The organism is Vibrio sp. GLN_1 (assembly GCF_043106015.1).
Classification (GTDB): Bacteria; Pseudomonadota; Gammaproteobacteria; order Enterobacterales; family Vibrionaceae; genus Vibrio; species Vibrio parahaemolyticus.
The window spans coordinates 457,953-471,678 of sequence record NZ_JBICMD010000017.1 but is presented as its reverse complement, the minus strand read 5'-3'; the positions used below and the strand labels follow the sequence as shown (position 1 = coordinate 471,678).

Annotated in this window: 15 protein-coding genes; 11 read left to right on the top strand and 4 right to left on the bottom strand. The window is 47.2% G+C overall.

Annotated elements, in window-relative coordinates:
• Positions 1–140 precede the first annotated feature (140 nt).
• Positions 141–539 carry a hypothetical protein gene (locus ACF8OV_RS10550; RefSeq protein ID WP_029826238.1) on the bottom strand — a complete coding sequence of 133 codons (399 nt, stop codon included), beginning with the start codon at positions 537–539 and terminating at the stop codon, positions 141–143.
• Between the two features lie 116 nt (positions 540–655).
• Positions 656–1,087, bottom strand: coding sequence for a PA2169 family four-helix-bundle protein (locus ACF8OV_RS10545; RefSeq protein ID WP_069521767.1), 432 nt, complete (start codon positions 1,085–1,087; stop codon positions 656–658).
• 445 nt (positions 1,088–1,532) lie between these two features.
• Here ACF8OV_RS10545 and ACF8OV_RS10540 point away from each other — a divergent pair, with 445 nt between their 5' ends.
• From ACF8OV_RS10540 to ACF8OV_RS10525, 4 genes are read left to right on the top strand one after another with little or no spacing between them, the layout of a single operon-like run.
• On the top strand, positions 1,533–1,781 hold the full coding sequence (locus tag ACF8OV_RS10540; protein WP_005466481.1) for a hypothetical protein: 249 nt from the start codon (positions 1,533–1,535) through the stop codon (positions 1,779–1,781).
• 43 nt (positions 1,782–1,824) lie between these two features.
• The gene (locus ACF8OV_RS10535) at positions 1,825–2,337 is read left to right on the top strand and encodes a phage holin family protein (protein ID WP_021486857.1); all 513 of its coding nucleotides are present in this window, start codon (positions 1,825–1,827) and stop codon (positions 2,335–2,337) included.
• Complete coding sequence (locus ACF8OV_RS10530; RefSeq protein WP_075111088.1) at positions 2,282–2,632, top strand: hypothetical protein; 351 nt, start codon at positions 2,282–2,284, stop codon at positions 2,630–2,632. Before ACF8OV_RS10535 ends, ACF8OV_RS10530 begins: the two co-directional genes overlap by 56 nt.
• A gap of 9 nt (positions 2,633–2,641) precedes the next feature.
• Positions 2,642–3,670, top strand: a complete 1,029-nt coding sequence (locus ACF8OV_RS10525; protein ID WP_025501981.1) for an AI-2E family transporter — start codon at positions 2,642–2,644, stop codon at positions 3,668–3,670.
• 32 nt (positions 3,671–3,702) lie between these two features.
• Here the strand turns inward: ACF8OV_RS10525 and ACF8OV_RS10520 are convergent, their stop codons facing one another.
• Both ACF8OV_RS10520 and ACF8OV_RS10515 read right to left on the bottom strand, forming a co-directional pair.
• A complete protein-coding gene (locus ACF8OV_RS10520; protein ID WP_140351657.1) occupies positions 3,703–6,138 on the bottom strand; it encodes an EAL domain-containing protein in 2,436 nt (811 codons plus the stop codon).
• Between the two features lie 213 nt (positions 6,139–6,351).
• A complete protein-coding gene (locus tag ACF8OV_RS10515) occupies positions 6,352–7,260 on the bottom strand; it encodes a DMT family transporter (RefSeq protein WP_053811600.1) in 909 nt (302 codons plus the stop codon).
• A gap of 169 nt (positions 7,261–7,429) precedes the next feature.
• On the opposite strand from ACF8OV_RS10515, the gene rmuC reads away from it, so the two are divergent.
• From rmuC to tatC, 7 genes are all read left to right on the top strand, one after another.
• Entirely contained in the window at positions 7,430–8,974 is a 1,545-nt protein-coding gene (gene rmuC / locus ACF8OV_RS10510) for a DNA recombination protein RmuC (RefSeq protein WP_005487477.1), read from the top strand.
• Between the two features lie 78 nt (positions 8,975–9,052).
• The gene (gene ubiE / locus ACF8OV_RS10505; RefSeq protein WP_005456853.1) at positions 9,053–9,832 is read left to right on the top strand and encodes a bifunctional demethylmenaquinone methyltransferase/2-methoxy-6-polyprenyl-1,4-benzoquinol methylase UbiE; all 780 of its coding nucleotides are present in this window, start codon (positions 9,053–9,055) and stop codon (positions 9,830–9,832) included.
• Between the two features lie 11 nt (positions 9,833–9,843).
• Positions 9,844–10,479 (top strand): SCP2 domain-containing protein, encoded by a 636-nt coding sequence (locus tag ACF8OV_RS10500; protein ID WP_005456848.1) that lies wholly within the window; start codon positions 9,844–9,846, stop codon positions 10,477–10,479.
• Positions 10,476–12,110 (top strand): ubiquinone biosynthesis regulatory protein kinase UbiB, encoded by a 1,635-nt coding sequence (gene ubiB / locus ACF8OV_RS10495; protein WP_203504506.1) that lies wholly within the window; start codon positions 10,476–10,478, stop codon positions 12,108–12,110. The genes ACF8OV_RS10500 and ubiB overlap by 4 nt, the downstream gene beginning before the upstream one ends.
• Positions 12,111–12,158: 48 nt before the next feature.
• Entirely contained in the window at positions 12,159–12,404 is a 246-nt protein-coding gene (gene tatA, locus ACF8OV_RS10490) for a Sec-independent protein translocase subunit TatA (RefSeq protein WP_005456852.1), read from the top strand.
• A 3-nt stretch (positions 12,405–12,407) separates the two neighbouring features.
• Complete coding sequence (gene tatB, locus ACF8OV_RS10485; RefSeq protein WP_017449336.1) at positions 12,408–12,806, top strand: Sec-independent protein translocase protein TatB; 399 nt, start codon at positions 12,408–12,410, stop codon at positions 12,804–12,806.
• Positions 12,807–12,874: 68 nt separating this feature from the next.
• Complete coding sequence (gene tatC / locus ACF8OV_RS10480) at positions 12,875–13,615, top strand: twin-arginine translocase subunit TatC (protein WP_005459771.1); 741 nt, start codon at positions 12,875–12,877, stop codon at positions 13,613–13,615.
• Positions 13,616–13,726: the final 111 nt, after the last annotated feature.

The following is a 13,726-nucleotide window of genomic DNA, read 5'->3' as shown; positions in this document are numbered from 1 at the left end:
TGTCGAACGTCGACTAATGGTTGATGTAGATAGATGCAGAAAGTAAGCAAAGCTCGTGTTGGTCGATGCGAAGAATAGACAAAGCAACAGATAGAAGGGCAAAAATAGAGAAGGCAAACGAAGGAAAAAGGTGAGCAGAGCTACTCACCTTGGGGTAAATGTTTTTCCAGCTCGTCGTTTTCGACTTGTAACGCCGCCACCCAGTACGAGATCAGCGCTGTTAAGTTGGCATCATCCAACTCTCGGAGGAGCTGTTTTAACTCATTCAGTAATTGCGCATTCATAAAATGCATCTCTTTATAATTACCGAGAGTAGCAATTCCAGTTTTGTTGGCGTGTTCCGCGATAAAGTCGTCGCCATTTTGATCAAAAAATAGATCGACCATTTTTTTGATCATCACTTTTTCTATTTTAACGAACCGATAGGCCGATCGAGCAATATTCATATGTGAATGAGGATCGACAAGCGGTAAACACGTTTGGCGATGGTGCACCATTTTAATGAGTAATTCCCTTACTCGCGTATTATTCAATGTCATACTGACCTCTTTTTCAGTATTTCAGCATTATGCTTTGGTATGTGTGAATATTCATCAATGGTTCTGAATAAGAATGGCCAATAATGTTGACCATTCTTTTTAGGTTTATTTATCGATTAGCTGATCAGGCTAATATTGCTGAGTTTTTCTTTACAGCTTTTGATGTCACTGCGCACTTTGAGTAGCACGGCGTTATCTGCTTGCTCTGGCTGCGCGGTGATGACGTTTTCGATCTCTTTCAATACCTTACTTTCCACGCCTTCGAGCTGTTCCAAGTACATCGATTCTTTGTCTGACGACACTTCTTTCATGACATCACTGTACACTTCGCGTGCCTTGATGGTGTAAGACACGGGCGTGTCGTCGGCAGTTTGAGGATTCGTAATCGCATAAGGTTTCAACTCTAATGCGGCGTGTTCTCGTACATGAACCAGATCCTGCAATACATGGTTTAGCGATGTGTTGTCGATGTTATCAATCGCTTTCTTGTAAATATCATTACCGCTGTGAATAAGCTCAATGATTGAGGCGATGTTTTCATTTCTCATATCTTCTCCTTTATGTTACTGCGGTTACTTTATTGCAGTGTTTAAGCGCAACTTATATTGCGATGACTTAGCCATTAAATATGAACAATATTTTTTATGTGGCATTTTATATCTAGCATTTTGTATGCCATGAATATTGAGTGTGAGTGATGCCAGACAATATAAGGAGTAAGTATGGGGGTGGTTATTTATTGCGCGTGATTTCTTGTGGGGAATAAGAAAAAATTACAAATAAGAATCTATTCAAAGGAAATAATTACAGGTCATTTTGCAATGATTGGGGCCATTTGAATTCTATTTCAATAAAAACAATAACTTATTAACTTGGCACAGTAATCGCAATACCACTCACGAGGAAACGAAAAGAATTCACTTTTATCAGATTACTTCTCAGCGGAATCACAACCGTTTAATCCAAGGTAATCTCAATCAACGGAGGCTAGTTATGGCTAATACAAAAGAAAGCGCAGTTAAACCTCAAGAGCAATTTGAAGAAGCATATCACCTTGCAGAGCAAGCCACTTCAGAAGCGGTTGGCGCCATGAAAGAACATGCCAAAGAGAAGCTGGAAGTCGGCGCAGAGAACATTCAGCAAGCGACCAAATCCGCTGAAAACGTCATTAAAGAGCGCCCGCTGTTGAGTATCGGTTGTGCATTCCTGGCAGGTTGGGCGGTCTCTAAGCTCATCAAATAAGCCTGTTCCTTACATTTCGCTCTAATCATGAAGGAAGAGTTTTATGAATGACTCCGAGCATACCATCAATGAGCGCCAAGGCTCGGCTACTGCAGACAGTAGCCGAGCCCTAAATGGGGCTAAAAATCAGGAAGTTGAACAAGCCATTAATGGGCTGCGAGCCATTTTGTCACAGATTGACGACCTTTCGACGTCACTGCGAACGTGGTCGGGCTCGACGTTGGATTTGTTTTTGCTAGAGATGAAAGTCAACGTGGCGGCTGCGCGCCAAATCGTGATGTTCAGCATCATTTTTACACTGCTGTCGGTGCTGTTTATCTTCAGTGTGTGTTTGGTTGCGGGTGTAGTGACGTACCACTTTACCGCTCAACTACTGCTAAGTGTTGGCGTGTTTATTGTGTCGTTAGGTCTAGCGTTAGTTGGGTTAGCGTGGTGGCAGAAGCGGCTGACGCACTTCCTTGGCTTCAAAAATACAACCGACCAATTGCAGGAGGGCTGGCATGCGTTCTCTAACCAAACTCGACCGAGCCATGCAGATAAAACGCATCGAGGGTAAAGCGGCTTTGGAGCAATGCTTGTTGGATAAGCAAACCCTCAAATTTACCTCGAACCGATTCGTGCAAGAAAACCCGTGGACTGCGCTTGGGTTGAGCGCTTTTGCCGCGATTGCTGTTGCGAAAGCTGGGCGACTTTCTCGCGTCACGTCATCTCTCTCCTCCATCAGTTTGCTGCTCAATGGCGCGATGGATTTGAGTGGCCAGCTAGCCAAATCTTCTTCATCGTCTGCTGTATCCTCAAAAGAAGCTGGTGAAGAAGCGGCTCAACCATCCGATTTACCACCTCATCAGTAGAGGACGCGCATGAATGGAAAATTAAACCTTCCCATCAATACCGTGATTGGCGTGTCTCTGCTGGTGTTATTGCTTGTTCCTGCGCTCTACTTCGCCAAACCGGTGCTGTTACCTATGGTGATAAGTACGTTCGTGGCACTGCTGTTTAGCCCGCTGATCAATTATTTTGAAGACAAAGGCCTGCCACGCACGATAACCGTGGTGGTGACGTTGACGTTATTGGTGAGTGTTTCAATACTCGGTTTAGCGGCGATATCAGAACCCGCGAAACAATGGTGGGCTGAGTTGCCAAGCATCGTCCAAAACGTTTCGCAGGAAGTGAATGAAGTGACCAAAGCGTCGTCAGAGCACATGAACGCGCCGCTTGAGCTTGCCAGTGACATGAACATTGACGAGATGGGCAACAACACGGTGTTTTCTCTGCTGAAAGCGCTCGCGACCACCACACCAACGCTGTTAACTCAGGCGATGATTGTGCTGTTTATGGTGTATTTCATGCTTAATCATGGTCGAAGTCTGTTTCGTAAATCGGTATCGCGTTTGCGTGGTTTTTCGAAACAACGTCAGGCGGTGGAGTTGGTGCAGGCTCTGCAGAAAGATTTATCGCGCTACATCGGCACCATTACTTTGGTCAATGCGGGTTTAGGCTTGTGTGTAGGATTGGTGTTTTTTGTCCTCGGCCTTGAAGACCCATTTCTATGGGGTGCGTTTGCGGGGGTAATGAATTTCGCGCCGTATTTGGGACCAGTGATTTCGATGGTGAGCTTTGGTTTTGTCGCGTATTTGCAGCTAGATTCGGTCAGTTTTATGCTGACAGTGGTGTCGATATATCTGTTGCTGAATTTAATCGAGAGTCAGTTTGTCACCCCAACTTTGCTAGGGAGGCGGTTTAACCTCAACCCGTTGGTCATCTTTATGTGGCTGGTCTTTTGGGGTTGGTTGTGGGGTGGTATGGGGCTGTTGATTGGCGTGCCGCTGTTGGTGTGCATCAACATTTTAGCGGATCGTTTGGCGCTTTGCGGTTCGACGAACATCTAACCGCAAAGTTGCCAGTGTATTGAACGTTGTGCTTAGTTAAATAACTTTTCCGCTGCAACGGGTGGGCTGAATAAATATCCCTGACCGTAGATACAACCTTTGTCGACCAAGTAAGCCACTTGTTCTGGCGTTTCGATGCCTTCCGCCACAACTTTGAGTGAAAGCGTCGTGCCCATCGCAATGATGGCGTTAACAATGGCGTTGCTGTCGTTGTCGTTAGGCACATCACTGACAAACGAGCGGTCGATTTTCAGTTTGTTGATTGGCAAACCTTTGAGGTACGACAGCGAAGAATAGCCTGTGCCGAAGTCATCCAACGAAATCTCGATTCCGAGTTCACACAGCTGATTTAGCGATGCGATGGCCAGTTTTGGATCGATAAGCAAAAAGCTTTCGGTAATTTCCAGCTCCAAGCGATGCGCCGGGAATCCCGTTTCACGAAGGATGGTTTTGAGCTTGTTGATGAAGCGCGACTGTTGCAATTGAAGTGCTGATACATTGACTGCAATTTTGCCAAATTGAACGCCTCTCGCCAGCCAGTCAGTCCCTTGTAAACAGGCGTCTTTGAGGACCCATTCGCCGATGCTTTGAATCAAGCCCGTCTTCTCTGCGATAGGAATAAAATCCGCAGGTGGCACTAAGCCAAATTCTGGGTGTTCCCAACGCACCAAGGCTTCCACACCAATAATTGCGTTTTGCGCGAGGTTGTATTGCGGCTGATACACCAAATGCAGCTGTTCTTTTTCTATCGCTTCATGCAGCGCAGATTGAATTCGGACGTGCGATACCGATTTGTCAGTTAAATCCGGAGAGTAGAACGCGTAGCCGTTACGGCCATTTTTCTTCGCCAGATACATTGCGGTGTCGGCGTTTTTTAGCAGCGTTTCACTGTCTTGACCGTCGTTCGGGTAGAGTGCGATACCGATGCTGGTGGAGATCCGCAGCGAATCGTGATTTGCCAGATCGAACGGGCGGCGGAACACACCCAAAATTGAGCTTAACGTTTCGAGTAACGGAGAATCGCCGTCAATGTCTGGCAGTACGATGACAAATTCATCGCCACCTATGCGAGCCACATGCGCGTTCAGGTGCAAAATGTCTTGCAGGCGAACCGCCAGTTTCGACAACAGTTGGTCACCACAGAAATGGCCCATGCTGTCGTTAATGTGCTTAAAGTGGTCGATATCAAGAAACAACGTAGCAAAAGGTTGTTCCATCTCGATGTGCTGTTCCAACAAGCTGATCAAATGGGTTCGGTTGGGCAAGTTGGTCAGCGGATCATAAAACGCCATGCGTTGCAGTTTCTCTTCGTGCGCTTTGCGCACGGAGATGTCCTCAAACACACAGATGTAGTTAATTAGGTGGTTTTTGTCATCCATTACCGCGCTAATAGTGGCTAATTGCGGGTAAATGCTGCCATCACGTTTGCGGTTGATAAACTCGCCTTTCCATTGGCCTTTGGTTTCAAGCTGCTGCCAAAGTTGTTGGTAAAAAGCATCATCATGGTGCCCAGAACGGAGAATGTTCGGGTTCTTCCCAATCACTTCTTCGGCGCTGAATCCGGTGATCTGCGAGAACGCGTTGTTGACATCAATGATATTGGCATTGCTGTCGGTAATGACCATACCTTCTTGCGAGTTGTTGAAGATTTTCGACGCCAACGACAATTGCGTTTCCACCATCTTGCGACGGGTAATGTTGCGCGTCATGCCCAAAATGCCGATCAGGTCACCGGCCTGATTTCGTACCGGTGATTTGATGGTTTCCAGCCAAGTTGGGTTGTTGTTTTCATCAATTTGGCGACACTCTTCAACGATGTTCTGTGTGCCAGTAGCGACCACTAATCGGTCGGCATCAATGAATTTTTCCGCGCGTTCGGTGCTGAAAAGGTCAAAGTCGTTCTTCCCGACAATGTCATCGTTAGACTTTTTCCACGCCTGTTCCACGCTGCGGTTAGTCATGGCGTACAGACCATCGGTGGTTTTTATCCAGATGTGGTCATCCAGACAATCGATGAATTCTTGCAGCGTTGGTAGTGGCTTGTTGGCGTGTGAGTGATGACGTTTGAGCTCTTGATGATAATGCTGGCTAACATCAAAACTGATGCGGCCTGCCAGTGCGCTCAGCCACGCAGAAACGGTTTGCTTTTGCTGCGTTGAGTGCGTCAACGTCACAACGGCAAACAGCTCCTCATTCGGTAGCCATACTGGGCACAGGCTCAGGTTTTCATCATCAAATTGTGAGCAAACTACGTCAAAGTGCGGCGCGGAAAATTGCGCGCAGTTTTGCTCAATCATCGCCACGATGGCGCGGTGATTTTGTGGCGAGGTGGATACCTCACTGGATAGCCATTGTTTGGTGTAGCTCAGGGTATAAAGTTGTCCCTGAGCTTGAGTGGCATCACAGCATTGCTGCAGAGCGTGTTGCCAGTCAGTCATCAACGGTGAAGGAATAGCGAAGCGAAACATAATTAGTAAAGTATCCTGAAGTGCCCACAAATATTTATAGGAATGTCGCCGCGTTTAGCGGCTGGGCTTTGGTTATATCGTATCCAACGCTTGAACAATTCCAAGCGACTGAAGGCACTTTCGATCAATAAAATGTTAGCGAGCTCTCTTTTTTATCCAACTCGTTTCATTTCTCCGTTTTCATATTGTCCTAGGTTTTTCGGGCATGACCAACTATTGCGATGCGTTCGCCGCCTTGGCTTTTTTACCCCAAGTCACCTGCTGGATGACCAAACCACTGATGATTAAGACAAGTCCAATCAACGTCGATGGGTGGATTTGTTCACCAATAATGGTGGCCAGTAACATCAACGAGATAAATGGCGAAGCAAATATCAGGTTGCTGATGCGCGCCGTGTTTTGGGTTAGCTTCAAGGCGCTCAACCACAGCACAAACGTCACTCCCATCTCAAACAAGCCGACGTATGTCACCGCCGCCCAGCCTTTGATGGAGATAGATTGCCAGCTTGCACCTTCGTACCAACTCAACGCGATAGTGAATGGGATGGCGACCAAAAAGCCCAGCAAAACACCCACCACCGGATCGGCTTTGTTTTTGGTGTTGAGAATCCAGTAACCCGCCCAAAGTAACGTCGACAGCAGTGCCAAGCCAACGCCAAGCGGACTCTCAAACTGCATGCCAAGCACATTGCCTTGCGTTGCAATCACGATCACGCCGAGGTAACTGAATCCACACGCTATCCAATCTTTGCCACGAATCTTTTGCCCCAAAAACACCGCTGCCATCAGGGTGAGCGTAATGGCCCAGCTGTAGTTGATGGCCTGCGCTTGAGAAGCAGGCAGCAAATCGTACGCTTTAAATAGGATCAAGTAATACGCCAACGGGTTGATCAAACCAAGCAGCAAGTAGTACCAAGGATTAGAGAGAAAAGTAGCACTTAGCTGGTTTAATTTACCTTGCGCACCGCACACAATCGTAAGCGCGATGGCAGAAACCATACTGGCGATACACAGCATTTGGATCGGCGTAAATTCCGCTAATGTCAGTTTAAATGCGGTTGCAACCGTTGACCAAAGTAATACTGCTGAGAGCCCAAATCCTAGGGCACGACGCTCGTTCATGATGCCTCTGTGTGATGATGTGCCGCTCTTTGCTGAAAGAGTGAGCGGGAGTGAGTATGTTGTACGGAGTGCCTAGTGTATGCGAGGATTTTTCATCCAACAAACTGGACATTTATCCAGTGTCTAAATACCATTGATAAAGATATAAAACATAGGCTAACTCGCTATTATGCAATGGATTCTTGAGCATCAATCTCTCATTCTTTCTTCTCTTTTTGCCGCGACAGCGAGCGGTGTCGCCGTGGGTTGGTGGGTAAAGCAGCGCTTTATTACCCAGACTCAACTACTCGAACAGCAGTTGGTGTCAGAAAAACAGCTTCACCAACAACAGCTTGAACAAGTAAAGCAAAGCCTTGCCGATGCGCAGCAAGAGTTGGATGAACTCGACAACGAGCGCGATAAAGCGGCCTTTGAAGTGCGCCAATCGCACGGCAAGTTGATGGCGGCCATGGAGAAATTGCGTTACTTCGAAGCCGTCAAACAAGAACGTCAGCAGTATTTTGATGAGCTGGGCCAAATGCGTGAACAAAAATCCCGTTTGGAAACGCAGCTTCGTGAGCAGCAGGCGCGCCACGAGCAAATGAATCAGGCTAATGCGGAAAAACTGCAAATTTTAGAGCAGGCCGAAGTGCGTCTGAAACAACAGTTTGAGCACCTTGCCAATCAACTGTTTGAAGAGAAAACCGCGAAAGTCGATTTGCAAAACCGTCAAAGTTTAGAAGGGTTGTTGTCACCGTTAAAAGAGCAGTTAGAAGGTTTCAAAAAGCAAGTCAACGACAGCTTTAGCCAAGAAGCTAAAGAGCGTCATACGCTGGTGCATGAGCTGAAAAATCTGCAACGCCTCAATGAACAAATGACTCGAGAAGCCGTGAACCTGACCCAAGCGCTCAAAGGCGATAACAAACAGCAAGGTAACTGGGGTGAAGTGGTGTTGGCGCGCGTTTTAGCCGAATCGGGACTGCGCGAAGGGCACGAGTACGAAACGCAAGTGAACCTACAGAGCGAAGCGGGCAAGCGTTACCAACCGGATGTGATTGTGCATTTGCCACAAAACAAGCAAGTGGTGGTCGATTCGAAAATGGCATTGGTGGCGTACGAGCGCTACTTTAATGCCGAAACGGATGCTGAACGCGACCGCGCGTTAAGTGCTCACCTCACCGCACTGCGTGCGCACATCAAAGGTTTGAGCATGAAGGATTACCACAAGCTCAAAGGCATCCAAAGTCTCGATTATGTTCTGATGTTTATACCGGTAGAGCCGGCGTTTCAAGTGGCGATTCAAGCCGACCCAAGCTTGATCAAAGACGCGATGGAGCAAAACATCATCTTGGTTAGCCCAACCACGTTGCTGGTGGCATTGCGCACCATCGACAATTTATGGCGCAACGAACGTCAGAATGAAAACGCCAAACTGATCGCCCAGCGCGCCACCAAACTGTACGACAAGCTGCGTTTATTCATCGATGACATGGAAGGGTTGGGCGGCGCATTAGACCGAGCGAACCAAACCTATCAAGGCGCTATGAACAAGCTGGCAACAGGCCGTGGCAACGTGATTCGTCAAGCAGAAAGCTTTAGACAGTTGGGGGTTGAAATCAAACGACCGATTTCTTCTGACCTTGCGCAGTTGGCGCAAAGTGATGCATTTTCAGAAAATGAATCACCAAATGAATCGTTAGTAGAAAGACATCCGGCTGAGGATAAAGTAAACTAATCGCCCGCAGTACAGAGGGCGACTTTCATTGTCAGCAAACGCCCTGTAGTGAACAAGTGCTGCCCAAGAGGAATTAGAATGACGGACACAAGCTTGCAATCCAATACAGCGTTAGAGAACGAAACGACCCACTTTGGTTTCACCACAGTGGCGAAAGAAGAAAAAGTGACCAAAGTTGCCGAAGTTTTCCACTCAGTGGCAGCGAAATACGACATCATGAACGACCTGATGTCAGGTGGTATTCACCGCCTTTGGAAGCGTTTTACGATCGATTGCAGTGGCGCTCGTCCTGGTCAGCGCATTCTGGATCTAGGTGGTGGTACGGGTGACCTAACCGCGAAATTCTCGCGTATTGTGGGTGACCAAGGCCACGTTGTTCTGGCAGATATTAACAACTCAATGCTGAATGTTGGCCGCGACAAACTGCGCGATAACGGCATTGTGGGTAACGTACACTACGTACAAGCAAACGCAGAAGAACTGCCTTTCCCAGATGATTACTTCGATGTAATCACCATTAGCTTCTGTCTTCGTAACGTAACCGACAAAGACAAAGCACTGCGTTCAATGTTCCGCGTCCTCAAGCCAGGTGGTCGTCTATTGGTTTTAGAATTCTCTAAACCAGTTCTCGAACCACTATCAAAAGTGTACGACGCGTACTCATTCCACCTATTGCCAAAAATGGGCGAATTGGTCGCGAATGACGCAGAAAGCTACCGCTACCTTGCTGAATCTATTCGCATGCACCCAGACCAAGAAACACTGGAAGGCATGATGCAAGACGCTGGCTTCGAAAACACCAAATACTACAACCTAACGGGTGGTATTGTGGCGTTGCACCGCGGTTACAAATTCTAAGGGTTAACGGCATGCCATTTGAACCTCTTATCACTGCTGTCATTGAAACTTCGCTGAACACACTGATTAAAGACGATCCTGCCTTGGGTCGTCGTTTAGCGCGTCTCAAGGGCCAAGTTATCCAAGTTCACCTCAAAGAAATCGACAAGACGCTGACGTTTGTTTTCAGTCAGCAGATTGATGTGCTGGGTAACTACGAAGGTCAGCCTGACTGCTATCTCTCGTTGAACTTGAGCGTGCTGCCTGAGCTGCGTGACCAAGCCAACATCACTCGCTTGATCAAGCAAGACAAGCTTGAACTGGAAGGTGATATTCAACTGGCGCAGAAATTTTCTCAGTTGATGACCGATTGCAAACCGGACATTGAAGAGTGGTTATCTCGCGTAACAGGCGATGTAGTTGCACACACTTTGGTACAAGGCACCAAAAACGTGGGTGGTTTCTTCGTTTCTCAAGCGGAAAAACATCAGCGTCACCTTGCTCAAGTGGTCACAGAAGAGTGGAAATTGGCACCCGCACCATTGGAAGTCGCGTATTTTTGCGATCAAGTGGATGAGGTACGCAGCCAAGCTTCTCGCGTTGAAGCGCGTCTCAATGCTCTATTGAGCAAAGTTGGCTCGGATAAGCCAGCGCTGGAGAAACCATGACGCCAGCAGAATTAAAGCGCTTATACCACATCATCAAAGTACAGCTAGAATACGGCTTGGATGAGTTGTTGCCCGACCATCAACTGACCGAAGCGCCATTATTGATGCGCAAGAGCCTATTCTGGATTAAGAACCAACACCCAGAAAAACCGCTTGGTGAGCGCTTACGTCTTGCGCTGCAAGAGCTTGGCCCAGTGTGGATTAAGTTCGGTCAGATGATGTCAACGCGCCGCGACTTATTTCCACCGCATATCGCCGATCCACTGGCGCTGTTGCAAGACCAAGTTGCACCGTTTGACGGCGAGCTGGCCAAGCAGCAGATGGAAAAAGCGTTAGGTGGGCCGTTAGAGAACTGGTTTACCGAGTTTGACATCAAACCGCTGGCGTCAGCGTCCATCGCACAGGTGCATACTGCGCGATTAAAAGACACTAACCAAGAAGTGGTATTAAAGGTTATCCGTCCAGATATTCGCCCGGTCATTGATTCAGATCTAAAACTGATGCACCGAATGGCGCGTATAGTCGCCGGAGCGATGCCTGAAGCACGTCGTTTAAAACCCGTTGAAGTCGTACGCGAGTACGAAAAAACCTTGCTCGACGAGCTCGATTTACGTCGTGAAGCGGCGAATGCCATTCAACTGCGTCGTAACTTCGAAGGCAGCGAAGAATTGTATGTTCCTGAAGTTTTTCCTGACTTCAGTAATGAAACTGTCATGGTTTCTGAGCGAATATATGGCATCCAAGTCTCTGATATTGAAGGCTTGGAAGCAAATGGCACCAATATGAAGTTGCTGGCAGAACGTGGTGTGAGTGTGTTCTTCACTCAGGTGTTCCGAGACAGTTTCTTTCATGCCGATATGCATCCCGGGAATGTGTTCGTTAAACCTGAACACCCAGAGAACCCAATGTGGATCGGGCTAGATTGCGGGATCGTTGGTACACTTAATAGTGAAGACAAGCGTTATCTGGCGGAAAACTTCCTCGCGTTTTTCAATCGTGACTATCGCCGAGTGGCGGAGTTGCACGTTGATTCAGGCTGGGTTCCGGCAGATACCAATGTCGATGAATTTGAGTTCGCGATTCGCATTGTGTGTGAGCCAATTTTTGCTAAGCCACTGTGTGAAATCTCCTTTGGACATGTGCTGTTGAACCTGTTCAACACCGCACGTCGCTTTAATATGGAAGTGCAACCTCAATTAGTGCTGCTGCAAAAAACGCTGCTGTACGTTGAGGGACTTGGTAGACAATTATATCCGCAGCTCGATTTGTGGGAGACCGCAAAGCCATTCCTTGAAGAATGGATGATGAATCAAGTGGGCCCGCAAGCTTTGGTTAATTCAATCAAAGATCGCGCGCCATTTTGGGCGGAGAAATTGCCGGAACTGCCGGAGCTACTTTACGATAGCCTCAAACAGGGTAAAGCGATGAACCAGCGTATGGATCAGCTTTATCAAGGTTATCGCCAAAGTAAGCGCCAGCAGGCGACAGGAAAGTTTTTATTTGGCGTTGGCGCCACTTTAGTCGTATGCTCGGCAATATTGGTGGATAACGCTTATGAGCAGCTTTCGATGGCCAGCGGTATCGCAGGTGTCACATTTTGGCTGCTTAGTTGGCGAGCTTATCGTCAATAGACGTTAAACTCTTGAAATAATTTTGTTTAAAGACCCGAGGTAAAAAGAATGGGTGGTATCAGTGTTTGGCAACTTCTAATCATTGCTGTAATTGTTGTATTGCTATTCGGAACTAAGAAACTACGTGGCATCGGTGGCGATCTAGGTAGTGCCGTTAAGGGCTTCAAAAAAGCAATGAGCGATGAAGATTCTGCGAAAAATGAAAAAGACGCAGACTTCGAGCCAAAAAGTTTAGAAAAACAGCAGCAAAAAGAAGCTGCACCTGAAACTAAAAAAGACAAAGAGCAGGCATAAAACGTGTTTGATATCGGTTTTTGGGAACTGGTATTAATATCTGTTGTTGGTCTGGTCGTTCTTGGACCGGAGCGTTTGCCTCATGCTATTCGAAGCGTGTCTCGCTTTATCGGTGCTGCTAAGAATATGGCAAATAGCGTTAAAGACGAATTGTCGCACGAGCTAAAAGTCCAAGAGCTGCAAGAAAACTTGCGCAAAGCTGAGCAAATGGGGATGGAAGATTTATCTCCTGAGCTCAAATCTTCGGTCGAAGAACTGAAGAAAGCCGCGCAATCTGTAAACCGCCCTTACGCTGATAAGACGCAATCAGAAACGGAACCTGCAAAAGCAGAACCAGTGGCTGAAAGTGCAGAAAAAGTGGAAGAGATTAAGGTTTCAGCGGCAGATAAGAAAGCCGAATAGTCTCATTAGGAGGAGCTACTAGTGACTGGTAGCTCCTTTTTGATCTGATTTTTAATAAGAGGTTTGCCATGTCTACCGTCGAGCAGACACAGCCTTTAATTAGTCATTTGTTGGAGCTTCGCAACCGACTACTGCGTTCAATTTTGGCAGTGTTGGTGGTGTTTGTCGGGCTAATTTATTTCTCTAACCACATTTATGAGTTTATCTCCGCACCTTTGGTTGAACGTTTACCAGAAGGCGCGACGATGATCGCAACCGATGTGGCATCACCATTTTTCACCCCTCTAAAACTGACGCTTATCGCTTCAGTATTTGTTGCGGTGCCGTTTATTTTGTATCAGGTTTGGGCCTTTGTTGCGCCAGGTCTGTACAAGCACGAACGTCGTTTGATCATGCCATTGCTGTTTTCTAGCTCGTTGCTGTTTTACTGTGGCGTGGCCTTTGCGTATTACGTGGTATTTCCACTGGTATTTGGCTTCTTTACTGCGATTTCTCTCGGTGGGGTTGAGTTTGCGACCGATATTTCGAGCTACCTAGATTTTGTGCTGGCGCTGTTTATGGCGTTTGGTATTGCGTTCGAAGTGCCCGTGGCGATTATCCTACTTTGTTGGACTGGGGCGACCACGCCGCAAGACCTAAAAGAGAAGCGTCCATACATTATTGTGGCTGCGTTCGTTGTCGGCATGCTGCTGACGCCGCCAGACATGATTTCGCAGACGTTACTTGCGATCCCAATGTGCTTACTGTTTGAGGTTGGTCTGTTCTTTGCTCGTTTTTACACTCGTAAAGATGAGGAAGAAGAGGAGTAATCCTTCAGTTTTTAGACAGTAAAAAGCGGCTCAAATGAGCCGCTTTTTTATTGCGGTTGGTTTGCTATTTTGGGCTAACTACTTAACTTTCAACACGTAACCACATTTAGT